This is a genomic window from Solibacillus palustris (assembly GCF_022549215.1).
In the GTDB taxonomy this organism is placed as follows: Bacteria; Bacillota; Bacilli; order Bacillales_A; family Planococcaceae; genus Solibacillus; species Solibacillus daqui.
Genome location: NZ_JAKZFC010000010.1, coordinates 53,566 through 72,295 on the forward strand (window position 1 = coordinate 53,566; position 18,730 = coordinate 72,295).

At 39.2% G+C, this 18,730-nt stretch carries 11 protein-coding genes and 1 pseudogene; 6 read left to right on the forward strand and 6 right to left on the reverse strand.

Annotation, left to right across the window (positions count from 1 at the left end):
• Positions 1 to 185 precede the first annotated feature (185 nt).
• From LZ480_RS18260 to LZ480_RS18270, 3 genes are all read left to right on the forward strand, one after another.
• Positions 186 to 1,523 carry an acetamidase/formamidase family protein gene (locus LZ480_RS18260; RefSeq protein ID WP_241371002.1) on the forward strand — a complete coding sequence of 446 codons (1,338 nt, stop codon included), beginning with the start codon at positions 186 to 188 and terminating at the stop codon, positions 1,521 to 1,523.
• A 65-nt stretch (positions 1,524 to 1,588) separates the two neighbouring features.
• Entirely contained in the window at positions 1,589 to 2,107 is a 519-nt protein-coding gene (locus LZ480_RS18265) for a hypothetical protein (protein ID WP_241370977.1), read from the forward strand.
• Positions 2,108 to 2,363: 256 nt separating this feature from the next.
• Complete coding sequence (locus LZ480_RS18270; protein ID WP_241370978.1) at positions 2,364 to 3,812, forward strand: Fe-S-cluster redox enzyme; 1,449 nt, start codon at positions 2,364 to 2,366, stop codon at positions 3,810 to 3,812.
• Between the two features lie 542 nt (positions 3,813 to 4,354).
• Here the strand turns inward: LZ480_RS18270 and LZ480_RS20140 are convergent.
• Together LZ480_RS20140 and LZ480_RS18285 are read right to left on the reverse strand one after the other, a co-directional pair.
• A pseudogene (locus LZ480_RS20140) lies at positions 4,355 to 5,540 on the reverse strand (CaiB/BaiF CoA transferase family protein).
• A gap of 396 nt (positions 5,541 to 5,936) precedes the next feature.
• Positions 5,937 to 7,127: a CAP domain-containing protein gene (locus tag LZ480_RS18285; protein ID WP_241370981.1), complete on the reverse strand. Its 1,191-nt coding sequence runs from the start codon at positions 7,125 to 7,127 to the stop codon at positions 5,937 to 5,939.
• Positions 7,128 to 7,715: 588 nt separating this feature from the next.
• Here LZ480_RS18285 and LZ480_RS18290 point away from each other — a divergent pair.
• The gene (locus LZ480_RS18290) at positions 7,716 to 12,122 is read left to right on the forward strand and encodes an S-layer homology domain-containing protein (RefSeq protein WP_241370982.1); all 4,407 of its coding nucleotides are present in this window, start codon (positions 7,716 to 7,718) and stop codon (positions 12,120 to 12,122) included.
• Positions 12,123 to 12,697: 575 nt separating this feature from the next.
• Here the strand turns inward: LZ480_RS18290 and LZ480_RS18295 are convergent.
• Positions 12,698 to 13,513 (reverse strand): TIR domain-containing protein, encoded by an 816-nt coding sequence (locus LZ480_RS18295; protein ID WP_241370983.1) that lies wholly within the window; start codon positions 13,511 to 13,513, stop codon positions 12,698 to 12,700.
• Between the two features lie 255 nt (positions 13,514 to 13,768).
• Here LZ480_RS18295 and LZ480_RS18300 point away from each other — a divergent pair, with 255 nt between their 5' ends.
• Positions 13,769 to 14,347: a conserved phage C-terminal domain-containing protein gene (locus tag LZ480_RS18300; RefSeq protein ID WP_241370984.1), complete on the forward strand. Its 579-nt coding sequence runs from the start codon at positions 13,769 to 13,771 to the stop codon at positions 14,345 to 14,347.
• Positions 14,348 to 14,564: 217 nt separating this feature from the next.
• Here LZ480_RS18300 and LZ480_RS18305 read toward each other — a convergent pair whose 3' ends face one another.
• Positions 14,565 to 15,380: a hypothetical protein gene (locus tag LZ480_RS18305; RefSeq protein WP_241370985.1), complete on the reverse strand. Its 816-nt coding sequence runs from the start codon at positions 15,378 to 15,380 to the stop codon at positions 14,565 to 14,567.
• A 344-nt stretch (positions 15,381 to 15,724) separates the two neighbouring features.
• Here LZ480_RS18305 and LZ480_RS18310 point away from each other — a divergent pair, with 344 nt between their 5' ends.
• On the forward strand, positions 15,725 to 16,450 hold the full coding sequence (locus tag LZ480_RS18310) for a 3-ketoacyl-ACP reductase (RefSeq protein WP_241370986.1): 726 nt from the start codon (positions 15,725 to 15,727) through the stop codon (positions 16,448 to 16,450).
• A gap of 161 nt (positions 16,451 to 16,611) precedes the next feature.
• Here the strand turns inward: LZ480_RS18310 and LZ480_RS18315 are convergent, their stop codons facing one another.
• Positions 16,612 to 17,859 carry a glutathionylspermidine synthase family protein gene (locus LZ480_RS18315; protein ID WP_241370987.1) on the reverse strand — a complete coding sequence of 416 codons (1,248 nt, stop codon included), beginning with the start codon at positions 17,857 to 17,859 and terminating at the stop codon, positions 16,612 to 16,614.
• Positions 17,860 to 17,871: 12 nt separating this feature from the next.
• Positions 17,872 to 18,474, reverse strand: coding sequence for a hypothetical protein (locus LZ480_RS18320; protein ID WP_241370988.1), 603 nt, complete (start codon positions 18,472 to 18,474; stop codon positions 17,872 to 17,874).
• Positions 18,475 to 18,730: the final 256 nt, after the last annotated feature.

Consider the following 18,730-nt stretch of genomic DNA (forward strand, 5'->3'; position numbering starts at 1 on the left):
ATTTGGGAATGTTTTACCTTTGTGACAATTCAAGTCGTAATGCGTATGAAAAAAATTGTATAATAGAGGAAGAAACAGTTTGCCGATTATAAGTACGGTAAAATAATCGCTCGTATTTTTTGGGTTTTCATATTATAGGGGGTTTTTACATGACAAATGAAGTTAACACAGCAAACAACCCTGCAATGGATGTAGGAGAAACACTAACATTTATCGAGGAGCCGATTGTACAAGCGGCTGAAACGTTATTTGTAAATGAATTTACAGACGGAATTTTAAATCCGAATGTACCGATGTTAGGACCACTAAAAGACGGGGGTACGATTATCGCGAATACAGCACCGGGTTGCTGGGGACCGATGATTACACCAGCAATTCGTGGCGGCCATGAGGTGACAAAGCCTGTTTACATTGAAGGCGCGGAAGTAGGCGATGCGCTTGTTATTGAAATCCAATCTATTCAGGTAACATCGATTGCGACTTCTTCAGGAACGGATGAAGCACAAAGCGACCGTTTTATTGGAGACCCGTTTGTTAAAGTCAAATGCCCAGGTTGCGGGAAGCTTTATCCATCAACAATTGTACAAGGTATCGGTCAAGAAGCGGTAAAATGTGCGACATGTGGTACGGACACAACACCATTTAAAATGTCAAACGGCTACACGATGGCGCTTAGTCCTAAAGGGGATATTGGTTTAACACTTGGTAAAGAAGCGGCGCGACGTATCGCACAAAATGCAAAAGAATTTATGCGTACACCTGAAAATTCGATTCAAAATCCTGTCACTGCTTTTGCGCCGAGCGATTTAATTGGGCTAATGGCGAGAATGCGTCCATTTGTAGGGCAACTTGGGACAACGCCATCAAAAGCAATGCCGGATTCACATAATGCCGGTGATTTCGGGACTTTTTTAATCGGCGCACCACATGAATTTACGATGACGGAAGACGAATTAGATATTCACCGTACAGATGGTCATATGGATATAAGTCGTGTACGCGCGGGGGCGGTTGTTATTTGTCCGGTAAAGGTGCCAGGTGGCGGTGTGTATGTTGGAGATATGCATGCGATGCAGGGTGACGGCGAAATCGCGGGGCACACAACGGATGTTGCTGGTATTGTGCAGCTAAAGGTAAGTGTATTGAAAAAGGTTGGTTTGCAAGGACCGATTTTATTGCCTAATGGCGAGGATCTTCCTTATACAGCGAAGCCTTTTACAAAGGAAGAAAAGCGTATTGCGCGTAATTTAGCAGAAGAATTCGGTGTCAAAAATATTGAAGATAGCTTCCCATTGTCGATTGTGGGCTCAGGCGCAAACTTAAATAGTGCGACTGACAATGCATTAGCACGTGCAGCAAAACTCTTTGATTTACCGGTAGAAGAAGTGAGAAACCGTGCGACCATTACTGGCTCTATTGAAATTGGTCGTCATCCAGGAGTTGTGACAGCTACCATGCTGATGCCAAAGTCGCTATTAAAGCAGGCGCGCATTTATAAACCAATTAAGCGTCAATATGATTGATTGCCACGTTTTTAGTGCTCACTTTTCGGGAAAACAATCTAATAGAAATATAGAGAGGTGATACAATGCAGCCAGTAATCAGAAAAATTGAAGCACTTGTCCTCTCGATTAGCGTGCAATCGGGTGTCGGTATTATCGAAACGATAAGTGAAAAAGATGAAACGAAAAAAGCGATATTAAAAATTACAGGGCAAACACCGCTTTTGACAAAAGACGGTCATCGAATTGGTGTATCAGCGATTCCGGTGAAGGGTCGCATTATTGCATTTGTTGACTCTAAAACGCCACTGCCAATGGTGTCACCGCCACAAACAACACCGCTGTTAGTCATTTTTGATCAGTATGACAAAAAGGGCGAAGTGGTCATTGGAGCGTTTGATGAAATGCAATATAGCGAGCAATTGAAACTGAAATTACACATAAAGGATTCAACGGAAATGGTTGATTTGCAAGGGAAGCGTGTTGAAAAAGAGGAGCTGATAGGTAAAATCCTCATCGTTTTTTATAGTACGACAACACGTAGTATCCCAGCCCAAACGAATCCAACAAAAATTATTGTGACGGATGTTTTATCAACGGAATAATGCCAAGAAACTGCGTTAAATGTGAAGACGTTTAATGTAGTTTTTTAACTTTTTTCAGCAGGGGTTCAAACCCCGACTGAATCAAATTAGTGCCCTCGGCGGATGTCACAGATTTTAAAAGAAAATTTCCCAGCGGGTTCAAAAAATGGACGCAATTACGCCGAGGTGTAATTGATTTTTTTATTTCGTAGTCATTTAATGTTTGTTATATTTTTCTATAGAGTGAAAGAGGGATGTGTTAAAGGAGGAATGGCTGTTGTTGCTTCCATTTGATGAGCAGCTTTTAAAGGAGACGCAGGGACAGATTGGGGTAGAGCTAGAGAAAAAGTTGCGAGAGACATGTGATGAAACATCGATTTGGGGTGTGACATTCGATAGTGAAAGCTTTTTATTTGAACAGGAGCGTGCGGAAAAATTCTGCTTTTTGCTACTGAAAAATTATTGGGGGAAAGTGAATTTATTTTTTTATGATTCTTTTCATGAGGCAAATTTTAACGTAGAAGTGGTCAATGAAAAAATTCAGCAATTTTTTAATGAGCCAGAAAATAAGAAAGCACTATTTGCATTTATACATAAACAAGGAGAGATTCGTTTTTCGCAGCTAATTGAATTTCTTTTTGCAAAATCGATTCAAACACCCGTATCCGAAACAGGCTTAGAACGACTGATTGTTTATAAAGTGGGCGAGCGCTATTTTGTGCAGCCGCTTTACTCGGATCAGGGCGAATTTTGGGAATATATCACCGCCAAAAAAATCTATTCGCTCTATTTACAGCAATCTTTATCAGTAATTGAGCGACCACTGCAAATGATGCGTACTTTTAAATTGATGCTACAACCACAGTTTAGTAAAAATCGAGTAGCGACAATGATTCATAAGCTTGTTCAGCATATCGATTATGAAAATCCTAAAAGTTACGCATTAAAGCAGCTGCATTTATTTAATATTTGTTCACATTTTACAAGTGGGCGCCGTCATTTTAAGAAATTGCGAAAATGTGTAGCCAATGTCCAATCTGAGTGGAATCAGGGGGGCTTTGCGCTCAACGATAAGGAGCAAACGTTGCTAAGTTATATGCTGTTTCAGGAGGCGATTGTACGAAATGACAATGCGACGATTATGAAGCATGGGCTGCATCTAATTGAAGAGGAGCGTTTATCCAATCACGCAATCGAGCTCATTGTTGATTATGAAGATGTTTTGCAAAGTATGAGTCCACAGCCACACGCACTTGTGAAAAATTACAATGAAAATTATCTGGAGCATTTATTTTTCGTATTAATTGACACGCTTGTAAAAGAGGAGCAATGGCAGCAAGCGTTTGAGCTAGTAAAATGCTATGAGCTTGCCACATGTTCGGCCATTTTTGAGTTGTTACAGGCACAAAATCCACAGTCGATGCTGCATGTAATTGAAGCAACTGTTCAGCAAGATATTGCGGTGTTAGTCGATGGGACCGCCCAAAATATCCGTGATTCGCTTGTGACATGGCATGCGCAATATGTAGAAAAAAATAGTGAATATTATGAAATGGCCAAAATGACATCACGCCATATGTGCAATTTATTAAAAATATTATTTTATGCTGAACAAGATTTTCTAGTAGAAAAGCTATTAGCTGTTTATAAGAAATATTTACTTTTCTCAACACACTTTGAAAATTTACGTCAGTTTATAGAACAGCGTACGGCATTAACAGTGTAATTCGCAAAAAATTACAACTTTTCGTGTGATTTTTCTCACAGCGAACAAGCGATTCCTTCTATTACACTTAACGTAGAAGGAGTGAGCAAAATGATTAAAGGATTTTTATTAAGCTGTGTTGGCGTAGTATGTTCTGTTTTACTAGGCATGAGTATTTATTTTAGCTTCGTATCGGTAGGATGAGTGATGAAATAAGGTGTATCAACGAGGGGGGTGTCCGAGAAGTAATTCTGGGACACCTCCTTTGCGCCGAGGATGGTGGAAATTTTATTTCGACCACCGCAGAAGCACCGCCTGCAGCGGATAATTAATACACGAACGAAGCACTGCGCGAAAAGTAAATACTTTTCGCGCAGCTCCTTTTGTTGTCTGATTGGGGTGACACGTTGAGATGGTGCGATTTATCCCGAGAAGACGCCCACTTCAAACTAGCAAGTGTTAGGAGACAGCTAAGTGGACGAACAATTGTCCCTAAAAGTCCGATTGGTGGAAGCTAATGCTGGGTAGGGGTCGCGGAAAACCCCACCGAGCAAAGTTTCTTTTTATTTTAGAACGCCTAATTTCGTCAATTCTTCAATATGTTGTTTTGAATAGCCATACGCTGTTAAAATTTCGTCGGTATGTGCGCCCATTTTTGCGCCGACATATTGATAATTTGGCTCGACGCCTTCAATTTTTAAGGCGGTTCCAATTTGGCGCTGTGTTGTGCCGTCTAATTTTGGCACGTCGACAAGCATATTGCGTGCTTTGATTTGTGGATGCTCACATGCTTCATCGAATGTTAGTACGGGTTCAACACAGCCATGGAAATCCTCGTTGAAAATTTCTAGCCATTGCGCAAATGTTTTGGAGCAAAAGGCATCCTTTACTGCTTCTTTAAAACGTTGTTGTGTGTAAGTCGAATCGTTGAAGGTGTTGCCGATTAGCTCTGGAATATCGAGCGCTTCACATAAGAGCTTGCGAAATTGTGGCTCCAGGCTGCCAACCGAGAAATAGCGCCCATCTTTTGTACGATAGTAATCGTAAAATGTGCCGCCATTTAAAATTTCCTCTTCGGGCTGTGGTGCGCGGCCACTTCCGAAATATTGCGCGCCGTATAGTGCGTTCATCGCAAACATGGCATCCGTCATTGAAACGTCGATAAATTTACCCTTGCCCGTTTTTTCACGGTGAAGCGCGGCTGCCAAAATGCCGACTGCTGCATGCATTGTCCCCCCAGCGATGTCTGCAATTTGAATGCCCATTACGGCTGGTTTTTTTATCCTTTAAGCGAGAATGGTTAAGCACCCCACCAATAGACAAATAGTTGTTGTCATGACCAGGGCGCGTTGCATAGGGACCTGTTTGTCCGTAGCCCGTAATCGAGCAGTAAATAAGGCGTGGATTAAGTTCACTTAGCGTCTCATAATCAATCCCAAGGCGCTTCATCACTCCTGGACGGAAGCCTTCAATGACAATGTCGTAATCCTGCACAAGCTTTTTAATAATGTCGACTCCGGCATCTGTTTTTAAGTTGATTTGTAGTGATTTTTTTGAGCGATTCAAATGTTGGTGAATATACGACTCGCGGTCATCATCATACGGTGGCATTATGCGCATTAAATCCACGCGGCGCTCGGATTCGATATGAATCACCTCAGCACCCAAATCTGCAAACATCATCGTCGCAAGTGGCCCCGGTAATAGCGAGCTAAAATCTAAAATTTTTAACCCATTTAAAATTGTCATGACTCCATCCCCCTTATGCGATCAATACAACAAACTGTAATAATACAACGGTATTTTATTTTAAACAGTATTATAACAGTAGCGGCGATAAATTCCTATAATTATCCTTTTCTTATTAATAGAAATGTATGAAATAAAATATGAGTATAAGAAAATAAGCCACAAAAAAAGATATTACATTTAATGTAAGTATATTTCAAATTATCTGAAAATTATAGTGCGAAAATGAGCAAAGTTTGATGGAAATATAAAAAACTCGAGAGAATCATTCTCTCGAGCTCCATAGTCTAGGCTAAAGCGCCAGTCCCTCGGCCATTTCGATCCCTCCTGCAAAAGTGGTGGTGCGTCTACTTTTGCGTCGGGCTCTCCAATGTCTGTCGGGGCTGGAAGGGCGCTTTAGCGCTTTTCTAATAGCGAATAAAAATTGATTGTAAAGTAGGGCTGGTTCTTGTTGTTGAAGTCTACACCGACAAAAACATGGGTGAATTCTTTTCGTAAAATATTTTCACGGTGACCAAGTGAGTTCATAAGTGCTTCGTGTGCATGAATCGCGCTGTATTGACCGTAGGCTAGGTTTTCACCCCACCAATCGTATGTTAAGCCGCCTTGTTTCATACGATCGCCACCGCGCAGACTATTTAAATCGGAATGGCTGAAGAAGTTGTTGTCGGCCATGCTTGTACTATGCTTACGAGCAACAGAATTATATGTTGGTGTATATGTTAATGGTTTTAACCCTTCAGCAACACGTGTTTGGTTTATTAATTCGACCATTAAGTTTTCGAAGCCGTCACGTAATTCTTGTGATTGTGTAGCAAAGAAGCCTAATTTCGACATTTCTGTAGCAGCACTTATCCAACTAACGGAACGAATTATGTCGTTTTTATGGGCATCGTAGAAAAATGTTACATATTGATTGTCGATGAAATAGGTACCGCTTGTTTCTTGCCCATATTTGTCTTTGTAATTTTGTGTGTATTTCGTGTTGTTTTTCGTAATGCTTGTTAGTGGATCGCCGTATTTTACTTTAACCGAATTGCGTGTGTCGCCAACTTTAATCTCGAAAACTGTTTGACCGGAACGTGTTTCATAGCCGCCAACAGTAGCGGCGTTTTTTGTACCTATTAAATGGAATTGCTTATAGTCAGACGAAGGCATGTTCCATTGTAAATCATATTCAGAGGCAAATGTTTTTACTGCTGAATCAGAAGCCGCTTTTTTTACGGTTGTAAATGGAATGATGATTTCTTGGTTCATTGCATTTCCATTGGTTGATTTTAGATTATTCGTTACAACAATTTTGTAGCTACTACTATAATTAAGCTCTGTCGCGGGTTGGACTGTTAATTCTCTTCCGAAAATCGTTGTAATGATGGCGATTCGTTTGTTGTTTGCATCAACTAAGTAAACATTGTTGGCGATTGAATTAGCATCGATCTTTTGTTTAAACGTAATCGTCCATTTCTTATTGATTGCTATATTTGAATAGGATTTCCATTGAGTAGATTCTGTTGTATTTGTGCCTAGTAATCTGGTGCTAAAAATGATAGGGATGATGATAGACATCATGAAACTTGTTTTTTTCATACTCGACTTTTCCCCCGTGTTCTATATGTTCACGAAGGTATTCTATAACGAACTTAAGGGGGATTTCATGCCATATGATTGAGTCTATCAGATGCATCAACCCTTGTTGATACTCTGTTTAGGTGATATGTTCTAGAAAATATCCAAAAAATTAAAATGGGTTTTCGTGGATAAAATTTATATAGAAATAACATTTCGTACTGAGGCACAAGTTTTTTACATAATCGATATAAAAAATGCGGAAAATTTATTGGTTACTTATGTTAAATTACATATACACATTTTCGACATTTTAAACTAGTTAATTTTACTTATTTTATGTACATTTATAATATATTACCCAAAATATTACGACTTATTAGGAATATAAGGGAGTTCGGGCTAGGTGATTCCTTTTATATCAACGTTTGAATGAATGCTAAGAACGATTTGTGTTTTTCTAACCCAACTGTTAAGGGCTTGTACGAAAAGTAAAACAAATCGCTCTTTTTTATACAGTTTTACCTAAGGTTTGCCGATATAAAGATAGTAGCATTACAAGTAGATTCAGCATGACTTTACAATTCAAAAAGGGAGGTATTCTCTAGAATGGGATCGAAAAAAGCACAAAAGCTTTCAAAGGCAACCGTGGCAACCGTTTTAGCTACAAGTGGTGTAATCGTAGCAATTCCACAGTCATCGAGTGCCAGCACATTTAGTGATGTCAGCCAATATTCGGATTACTATGAGCCGATTGTCGATTTAGTTAATCGTAATATAATTAGCGGCTACCCAGATGGTACATTCAAACCAAATAAATCTATCACACGTGAAGAAGCAGCAAAAATGCTTGCACGAACGATTGATGTCAATATAACAAACCCATCCAACCCAGGCTTTAAGGATGTAAAAACAAGCGATGCCAATTATCGCTATATCGCAGCGTTAGCAGCAGAGGGAATTATTAATGGTTATCCGGACGGGAAATTCCATCCGAAAGAACCGATTACACGCGCGCAAATGTCAAAAATTTTGTCGTTAGGCTTCAAATTAGGTATTTCGACAAAGTTAAATCACGGGTTTAAGGATGTGGAGAGCACAAACCCAAATGCGTACTATATTCAAACATTGTACGATTTAAACATCACAAAAGGGGTCTCAGCCATTAAATTTGACCCATTTAATACCGTAACACGCGCGCAAATGGCGACGTTTATTTGGCGTGCAGAAAAGGCCGACCGTGGCACACCTGTCTATGAGGTTGGCGATATTATCGGGGATCAAATATACATAAACGGTGTTGCGCATACAATAGCAAATCATTTACGCAGTATTTTAAATGCCTCGAACAAAAATATTTTAAAGGGCGCTTATATTGAAGGTGACTTTACAGGCAATAAAATCAATAACATTACGAAGCTAACGATTAATGCGAGTGGTACATCATCACGCTTACTTGCGATGGATGGCAACTACACATCCTTTGCCGGAGAGCTTGTTGTTAATGGTAGCTATTTACGCTTCAAAAACATTAATTTTACAGGGCGTGTTGAACTTGCAGAGCCTCCGCGCCGTTCGTTAGCTGGCTTAAGCGAAGTTCGTGTAGCAGGAATTCCTAGTTTTGCAGACTTTATCGATTGGACGCCGCCAACGAATAATAATGGTGATGATTCTTTAAACACAGATGAGGACGAGACGTTAGTTGATAAGCCTGACCCGTCAAATCCACAAAAGAAATACAAGGATCGTATGCCAAATCTAAAGAAATATGTAGATTTTGAAGGCTCGGAGTTACGTCATGTCTATGTAACGGCCAATCATGCTTTTTTAAAGGCTGATCATGATATTGACCGCTTATATGTACAGGGAGATATCTCGAATTTTGAGCTATATGCAGATGCCAATGCGATGTACGTTGATACAGACTTCAACGTCACGATTTATGGGTCGCATGATATTGCGTATGCTTACAAAAACTCGCTAAAAAATGTGTATCTGAGATCGGATGCAACGTATGATTATTACTACGTTACAGCAGGCAATGGCTACACCAATCTTGGGGAATTTGCCTATATTACAAACGCCATTATTCCGGTAAAGAAAACAGTGAATGATGTGTTCGACGATTTTGAAACGGATGAACCAAATATTGGGTATATTGAAGACGAGGACGGGAAAGAAGTTTCGCGTGACCCTGTAGGCGATAATGATGTTTCGGACAAAACACAGCCAATTATTACGCAGCTGGATGTTAAGGCTGGTGGTACAGTGGCAGATGTAACTTTAACAGCCAATGAAAATGGTACATACTACTATGTGGTAAGACCTTCAAGCGAAAAAGCACCATCGATTAACGAAATTAAAACAGGTGGCTTTAAATTCAATGGTAGTGGTCCAATTGTGATGGATGAGCAGGTGAAATTCCAAGTAACAGGCTTAGAAACGAAAACTGAATACACTATTTACGCCATCGTTATTGATAATGCCGATAATGTATCGGAGAAGAAGTCTGTCGATTTCACAACGATTGACAATAGCCCACCACGCTTTACGTTACAGCCGGGTGCAAAACAGCCAGGCGGTAAGCGTTTTGAGGTGAAGTTCACAAAAATTAGCGAGCCCGGAACGATTTACTACTATGTACGAGAAAAGGGCTCATCTTCAGTAGATCCAACGATTGACGACATCATTAAAAAGCATACTGGCACAAAATTAGTCACAAAGCCAGAAGATTTGACGGAAATGATTCGAGAATTCGGTCTAGATCCAAATAAAGGCACCATTCAGCCAAATACAACCTATGAAGTCTTTGCGGTAATGGTCGACAAAACCAATAATAGATCGAATTTGGTGGAGAAGATCGAGGTTAAGACGGAAGCGCCTGATGCAGCACAGCCATATGTCGCGAATGATGCGAAATTGGAAGTGGTCGATAAGGAAAAAGGGGTTTTCGAATTTACCGTTTCCGAAGAGTTAGATCCAAAAACAGCAACTGATGTGAATAACTATACATTATCAGGGACAGCGGTATTAAATATTACCGGTCAAAAAACGATTAAGCCTTCAAAGGTAGAAGTGAATAAAACGAAGGTACGTTTAACGATTCCAGCTTTAAATGCATTAGTTAAAGGCGATACGCTTCGTGTGACGGTTTCGAAAAATGTACTCGATTTAGCGGAAAATGAATTCGAGCATATCGATCGTTACCCAGCCGACCAAAACGCACCTCGTAATGAAGCGTATTATACGCATGAGGATGATTTGCTACCGGTCATTAAAATCAATAAGGTCATTATTGAAAAAGACCGCAACCTAGTAGAGTTCGAGGCGCCTAAAAAAGCTGGTACTTACTACTACATGATTTTAGAAAGTGACTATGATTTCGCTAAAAAGGGAATTACACCACGTGATTTCTTAGATGAGTTTACACTGGATAGCATCGGAAAAACGACAAAATTCGGGGATAAGGGCAATAAAGATTACACAGGTAACTTATTGAACCAATATGGCCCAGCCGAATTAGGCAAGAATACAAAATCGATTGAAATTGATCATGATAAATTAGATACATTCAAAAGTTATTCGGTGTATATGATCTTAAAGGATCGTGCGGGCTTAGTAAGTGATCATATCGTGGATGCGCCAATTGTATCCGACTCCAAAGCGCCATTAATTGATGGCTTAGAGGTCAAGCCATTAGCTGGCACGAATGATGGAGCAAGCTTTGGCTTTACGGCGGATGAAGGGGGTAAATTACATGTTATCCCTGTTCCGAAGTATATTAAAGAGATCGATCCTAATACGAATAAACCAATCTATAAATTAAACACGCAGTATTTTAATAGCGATGGAAGTCTAAAACCAATTCCAAATGTCTTCCCGACGACTAGCTCAGAAGGACAGCGTGCAGCATTCAATGCAATGGGCGCGGCTAAGACGATTGAGTTTACTAAGGGACCGAATGATAAGAGTATTACAGGCTTAAAGCCACATGAGGAATACGGCTTCTATATTGCGGCGGAAGATAAGGTTGGTGCGAATCCAAACTTCACAATCTTTAGCCGTAATAGCTCAACAAATCCCCCTTCAGCGGACGAACCAAATGGCGCGCAAATGCTGAAGTATGTTTATACGGATGGGATTAAGCCACATATTGTTAATGATGGTGTTATTGTTCGTGAAGGCGAGCTAACGAATAATAATCCTAAATTTAAGATCACATTTAACGAAGCAATTATGCGTCAAAGTGACCTTGCCAACTATAATAAGCCGGGCAGCTTTAATTTAGGAACTATTTTAACGATTAAAGATGAAAGCGGCAAAGATATTACGAGCGAATATATAATTGATGGCACGTATGGAACGACTATTACAGATACAACGAAGCCATCAGAATTAGTCATTAAGCTAACAGCGCCGGACTTAACGAAGGCTAACCGAACATTTACGGTAGAGATGAAATCAGATACAGATCCAAAAGCTGTAACTGTGTATGACTACAAAGGTGCAAATGGATTTGATACGACGAAGATTGGGAAGTATCTGTATCCAAGTGCGCTTGATAACAAAATTAGAGATGCTATTCTTACAGGGGTTAACATTGGTTCATCAGCTGTTCCGGCATCAAAAACAATGCGTGCTATTACGTACCTAGATATCGATTTAACTATGAAGCAAACATATTATTATGCGGTTACAGCGGGTACAAAAACATCCGTTGACCCACAACAAGTGTTAAATCTAGTCAAAGATCCAAACACGCCAAACAGTGATATTTTAGCGTATGGATCGGGTGCATTGGCTGCCAATAGTCCAGCTGATAAACAATTTACATTAAACTTAACAGCTCCACCAGCAGTAGGTGGTTACACGCCAGTATTTACGAAGGACAATAATATCTTCATCTTTACAATTGATAAATATGGAAATATTGTTTGGGCATATGATGAAGGATCAAATAACAAGTATCGCCCAATTTTACTTGATCCAGGTATTCCGTTAACACCGGGTCGGTAATTTACGGATTTGATGTACTGGGTGCACAAACAATTCAGGTAATTTAATGGATTTATAAAAACGCATATGCGGTGTTAGTTATAGAGAAGTCGTAAGTGAGAGTTATCTTGCTTGCGGCTTTTTTGAGTTTTGTGGCCGGGGTTAGATTTGGTGAATGGCTTAACAATAAACATTGGGCTTACAAACAATTACCTTCCGCCCTCAAAGTTATAGAAAATTATCATAAAAAAACGCTCCTTCACAATATGCCCAAACATTAGCACATTTATTAAGGAGCGCTCAATAATAATATTGTGTGAGATTGAAGATCTAGTAGTTTCCAAAAATTACCTTATAGGATACGGAATATAAAAGGAATCCAAGAAGAATTAGGACACCATCTATAAAAGTAAAAAACCTCAAATGGGGATGGTGAGAAATTTACTGCACAGGGTACACAAACAATTCTGACAATACACTATAATTTATAAAAATGCATATGTAGGATTATTAATATTGTGCGTGAAATTAAGCAGATGATTAATTGATGTCTTTAGTTTTTTAATAGTGCTAAATAAACCTAAGAATTAAATCTGTTAGCGTCTTTTTTTCTTGTTAGCAGGGTGAGTATTAATTTTATAACCTTGTTTTTGAGGCTTACTAATTTGTTCAAGATTTTTTAATACATCTGTGTTTCCTGCAAGTATTTGTTCAAATACTTGTTTTGTAACATCTATTTGAGCATTTTTTTCATAAAGTTCGGCTTGTTTATCGATTGTAACTTGTACTTTTTCAATTTCGAGTTCATGTAATATCTTATCTCGAATTTCTTGTTCAGCTGCATATGCTTGCTCTGTTTGTTGTAATGATTCAAGTTGTTGCATTCCTTTAAATTTCTCTAATTCGGCATTAACAGTATTTAAGAATTTATTTTTGATTTCTTCCCATTTAGCTTCGGACACTTCTATTTTAAATTCTGCAATTAATTTATTTTTTAAATAAACTAAATCGATAGGGTTATTCAAAGTAAATGCTTTCTTTTTATTATCTATTACTCCTTCAATACTCTTTGTGAAATTTGGTAACAAGAAGGTTGAAGAATCATTTTGTTTAACCCATGCCGCCCCCATTTCATTAAGACAGTAAACACTTTGGTAATAATTATCGGACAACATATAGTAAACATTTATCCCGCCATCTAAATGACCTCGTAAGTATTCGAAAATATCAATATCTCCAGGGATTCCATGTCTTGAAGATGAAGAATAGAGAATAACATTTTCGGATAGGCCAATTCCCTCTAATAAATCTATGAACGCATCGCAGATTGTTCTATCTTTAGAAGAGTGACTGATAAAAATTTTTTTTGAAATGTTATTTGTGCCTTCTTTTTGAGGAATAAAAGCAGTCATTTCATTGTTGTAGTTTTCAACTCGAATAAATAATTATTTATTTTTTGTTCTAAGTCGAGATACATCTTTTTATTTATAACAAAATTATTATATTGAATTCCTGATTGGTTATTTGAGAACCATAATTTTAATTCATTTAATAAAAATTGAATTGTTTCGATATCTTGTTCCCCTAAAGAGCGGGAGGGGGAGAAGTGGTTTTTTCATACGTATGAAAGCTGTCGCAAGCAAATTCCGTTTTGGAGTTTATCGAAAATGAAGGGAAAATTTTTGAAGCTTGAAAAAGCGGGGCTTGTTATTTCGACAGACAAGTTCAATCAGTTTTACGTGGATCGCACTAAATGGTATCGCATTGATTATGATAAGCTCAATGCTCTTTTTACGGCTCATTCGATTCAAATGAACCCAACCGACGTCACAGCACAAACATTGCTAAGGTCTCCTAAAAAACGTTGCGAGCAGTTTGACTTAAGCCACTCAAATATAAAAGAACCAAAAAAGAATAATAAAAATGATATATATAGTGCTCAAATTGATCAAATTATTGATTATTTAAACAAGCGAGCATCTAAAAACTTTACAGTTTATAATGATTCAAATCGTAGAGATATTCATGAACGGTTAAAGGAGGGCTATACAGTAGAGCAATGTTTAGCGGTAATTGATGGACAGGTAGAGGTTTGGAAGGATGATCTATTAATGGAACGTTACTTAAGACCGTCAACCTTATTCAAAAAATCGAAATTTGAAGACTACCTACAGGCAAAGAGCAAGGTGCAACATCATCAGCCGAAGCCGGTTATCTTGGACTTTAGTGCCGGTGAGGATTGGTAGATGGATGTGCAAAGGAATCCACTGTTTAAGTGATGAAAAGGATGGCACAGGATACATGAGCCAGGAGACCGGTTTTTATGTGAACGTATTTTTCGCTTCAGAATTTGGAGGTACATACGGCAAATGAACGAATAGGTTTTTTCGTGTTATTTACCGTGGCCCCCTTATTTTCCTGTATATTTAATAAATGACATACAATAAATCTCAGCAACCAAACTTACAATTCCGAAATCAATCGAGCAGTATTTGGTGCAACAATCGATTCAATGCCAGGGGATTGATAACTTACTAGGTAATCGAGCTGCTCAAAATTTGCTTCAGTAAATTGTAGCTGCCCCACCGCATCTAATGTCGGCTTGTAACGAATAATATAGTGATATTGAATATTTTTAGCGCCATCGTGAATTTCAACGTCGGGATTTTTCTTTTGTGGTGCTTCCGATGTTACATAACGAAATTCGAAATACATGAGCTGTTCGTCATCTGGCCTGAATAAGTGGTGGTGCATAGGCTGGGTGGTGAAGCCATCAAAATAAGTCGTGACCTTTTGTGCATCCGTTAACGGTAAATGTACGCTCACCGCCTTGGCTAGTTCGTTCGCTTGCCACTGTTGTTGCTTTTGCCCGAGCTTGTTATAGACCGTAAATGATGGATTGCCATCGTTTACGAATAAAAACTCACCAAAACTTAGTGCAACCGCGTTGTCAGCCAATTCAACTTGATACGTCTGGGCAATGTTTTGGATGGCACGTTGATCTAGCTTATTTTCAACATTTGTTTTTAAATGCCCCACGCCAAGAAACGCGGGTGTCATGGTAAGAACCACACTAAGTACATATAAGCCGAATTTTTTTGAAAAGGATAGCGGGTTGTTCATAAAAATAATCGGAATCGCCACGAATATGGTAACGATAAATGAGTTGATAAACGCAAAAATAATCGCCAATCCCAATTCATCTTTTTCATACTGATAAAAATAAACAAACATACCGATTACAAAAATAGCGCCTACACGAAGGATATTTGCCTTCATCTGAAAAATCCCTCCTACTGTTGTGCTATTGAATGTACAAATGATTCATGGTGCACATTACTAGTATTGACTATACACTTTTTTGCATGAATCCCCAACTACGAGTGGGGCATACCATTATCGAGCTTCAAAAATATCAAATAAAACAACAAAGCGGTACAGGCATTTTCGATGAACCATGTCCCGTATGATAACTAGTTAAGCATAAAGCTCTATTTCCTGGGAAAATTTTGAGTATAAACAATGTACAACCATAGACCAAAATTAGCTAAGTCAAATCTCTGCGTAGTAACGTGGGCTGTGGTAAAATTTCAAAGAGATAGTAGATAAAGGAGTCGATTAATATGGGTCAATCATTACAAGGGAAAGTAGCAGTTGTCACTGGTGCTGCACGTGGTATCGGGAAAGCGGTAGCGGTAGCATTAGCAAAAGAGGGTGTCAATGTCGGTGTGATTGCGCGCTCTGAAGATGCTTTGCAGCAAGTGGTGAAAGAAATGGAAAGTCACGGTGTAAAAGCTACTTATGCGACAGCGGATGTTTCAAATTTAGAGCAAGTACAAGCGGCAGCTGCAAAGTTAAAACAAGAATTAGGGTTAACGGATATTTTAATTAACAATGCCGGTGTTGGGAAATTCGAAAAGCTTGTCGATATGGATCCGGCAGACTTTAAAGAAATTGTCGATATCAATGTGATGGGTACGTTTTATGTATCACATACGATTGTGCCGCAGTTAATCGAAAAAAATGCAGGCGATGTGATTAATATTTCATCAACAAATGGCCTAAATGGCGCGGCATCATCAAGTGCATATAGCGCATCAAAATTTGGTGTCATTGGTTTAACTGAATCACTTGCAGCAGAAGTACGTCGCAACAATATTCGTGTAACAGCACTCGCACCAAGCACGATTGCGACAGACTTAGCAGATGCACTGAACTTAGTGCCAGCCGACAAAAAAGAGCAATACATGCACCCAGAAGATATTGCCGAATACATCGTGGCACAATTAAAATTAAACCAACGTATGTATATTAAAAATGCAACGTTCATGAATACAAATCCATTTTAATATTTGCAATTCCAACCTCACAAAGCATAAGCTGTGTGGGGTTGTTTTTTTGCTATATGAAAAAAGATTTCAGTCAACTATAGTTTGAAATGTAACGAGGTATTAGGCGAACAATGTTAAATAACGAAGACACCGCTACGCAATTGTAACGGTGTCTCTAGTTAAACATATTTACTTCCAACCGCTAGCCAATGGGAATCCCATTCGGTAATGGCATTGCCTACACGGCACGCTAAACCACAAGCATTGCCGTCTACCATAAACGAGCCAATGAGCCATTTTTTCATATGTTCGCCATCCTGTAAACGAATGGTGAGATTGGGCATTTCGACAAACTCCTGATACAAGTACAAATTATCCGTATAATGACGGTTTGGAGAAGCCATTTGCATGTTACCAAGTACATCAAAAATTTCAACAGTGTTCCCTTCACGTGAAAATACGGGCTTTTTAACGAAAGCACGGCCAGCATCTAAAAATGGGGCATCACTTAAAAAGGTCGGTAACATGTAGCGCTTAATCGCCCCACGCTCGTGTTTAGTAAATAGCGTTTCATCGTTGCGGCGCTCCCAAATAAGCCAAAGTAAAATTTTTGATTGTAACAAGTAGGCGGCAGGCGCATTGATAATGGCCAGCTCTTTATAACGCACAAGGTCAAGCAACTGTAAGCCAATACGGTCACCGTCTTCTGCAACATCATCCAGTAAAAACTCAATTGGGTGGGCGGGGCGGTATAAAATATCAATGCGTTCCATATTTGCTGTATAGAGTCCACGCTGCGACCCATTATTGATAATAAGCTCTTTTATCGGTACATATTCCACATCAAATGGCAGCACACGTTGCATAAACTTCACCTGACAATGTTCTTCGATATCATCTACCGCTTCTTTGCCAGTAATCACTACTTTAGGCGTTGTAGTTTTATTCAGATACTGCATCGCCTGAAACAATGCCTGTGACATCCCTTTGATGAATTGCTTCGTATCATTCGGATTTTTGACGCCAAACTCCGCGCATAATTTTTCATTCATTTCAAACGTTTCTTGTACTAAAAAGGGTGTATCCCCATTAAGTTCAATACATTTAATACGTCCATCATCTGTACAAATAAAATCAAAACGTGCAAGTACTGCCATATGCTCTAAGTAATCAAGGTTAAGATAAGCTAGCATTTCCTTACGAAACCCGAGTGCTAGTAATTGTTCTTTGGGTAACGTTGGTATCACGCGTGCAATCTTACAAAAAAAGCCCCACAGCATCTGTGAAGCAAAGCGAATTTCTTCGATTTTTTTCTCTGGGAGCACCATCACATCATAGAGGGCGTATTCAAGATCAACGAAGTCGGCAAAGAAGCTGTCTTTATAAGGCGCGTAAAATGCTTGGCGCTTGCTGTAATCTCGTTTCATACGAAAACCTCCTTATGATGATGAAGAACCGCCACGTGATGCGCCACCTGAGCTAAAGCCAGATTTCCCACTGCTGTAATTCGTTGTGCCGTTTGATGGTTTGTTCACGTTTTGATTGCTGTTTGTTGTGTTAGTAGTTGGATCTGTTGGTAAAGTTGTTGCGCCATTAGACGTACTAGAAGAGCCACGCGAGCCCGTTCCGTTATAGCCGCCACCAGAAGCACCACCAGAGCTACCGCTTGTTTGTTCTTGCTTTCGTGCCTTAGATTGATAGTATGAGCTTGCGAGCATGGCACCCATTGTTGCGTACATTACGCCACCGAAAAAGTGTTGACCGTGGTAGCTCGAATATTGGTCTTCACATGTGTACGAACCATCTTCTTGCTCGGCCCATTCTTCACAAGCTTCGTAAAACTCGGAGTCTTCAATCGCTTCTAGGTTTTCATCTGAGTCATATTCAACTGGCTCAACTGGTGTTTCATCATAAGTGATGTCTGTATGTACAATGTCCTCAGCTAATTCCTCATAAGTGGCCTGTTCCGAGTCACATGCTGCTAATTGAAGTGTCATTGCTGAAGCCGTTGACACAGCCGCTATTTTTTTCCAAGTTGCCATATAATCCTCTCCCTGTTTGATATTGTTAAATAATTATACGGGAGAGAGGCTAAGAGGGTTTCATAAAAATGTAAATCTGTTTTGGCTTCTAAATCGATCAATTGAATGAGTTGTGTTTCTTCTTTTCCATGTTAAGCTCATGCAATTAGGCTCCATTAAAATAATAGAATGGTGCCTCCCGGGGAAACACTAAGAAAATATTAAGAATTGATGTGTGTGTTTGTTAAGATTTAATTAGTATCATAATCTTATACGA

Excerpts from the sequence above, each read along its gene's own strand:
- LZ480_RS18305 (WP_241370985.1), bottom strand. The coding sequence starts at position 15,380 with ATGAAGGCAAATATCCTTCGTGTAGGCGCTATTTTTGTAATCGGTATG.
- LZ480_RS18285 (WP_241370981.1), bottom strand. The coding sequence starts at position 7,127 with ATGAAAAAAACAAGTTTCATGATGTCTATCATCATCCCTATCATTTTT.
- LZ480_RS18290 (WP_241370982.1), top strand. The coding sequence starts at position 7,716 with ATGGGATCGAAAAAAGCACAAAAGCTTTCAAAGGCAACCGTGGCAACC.
- LZ480_RS18265 (WP_241370977.1), top strand. The coding sequence starts at position 1,589 with ATGCAGCCAGTAATCAGAAAAATTGAAGCACTTGTCCTCTCGATTAGC.
- LZ480_RS18295 (WP_241370983.1), bottom strand. The coding sequence starts at position 13,513 with ATGACTGCTTTTATTCCTCAAAAAGAAGGCACAAATAACATTTCAAAA.
- LZ480_RS18300 (WP_241370984.1), top strand. The coding sequence starts at position 13,769 with ATGAAGGGAAAATTTTTGAAGCTTGAAAAAGCGGGGCTTGTTATTTCG.
- LZ480_RS18315 (WP_241370987.1), bottom strand. The coding sequence starts at position 17,859 with ATGAAACGAGATTACAGCAAGCGCCAAGCATTTTACGCGCCTTATAAA.
- LZ480_RS18320 (WP_241370988.1), bottom strand. The coding sequence starts at position 18,474 with ATGGCAACTTGGAAAAAAATAGCGGCTGTGTCAACGGCTTCAGCAATG.
- LZ480_RS18310 (WP_241370986.1), top strand. The coding sequence starts at position 15,725 with ATGGGTCAATCATTACAAGGGAAAGTAGCAGTTGTCACTGGTGCTGCA.
- LZ480_RS18260 (WP_241371002.1), top strand. The coding sequence starts at position 186 with ATGGATGTAGGAGAAACACTAACATTTATCGAGGAGCCGATTGTACAA.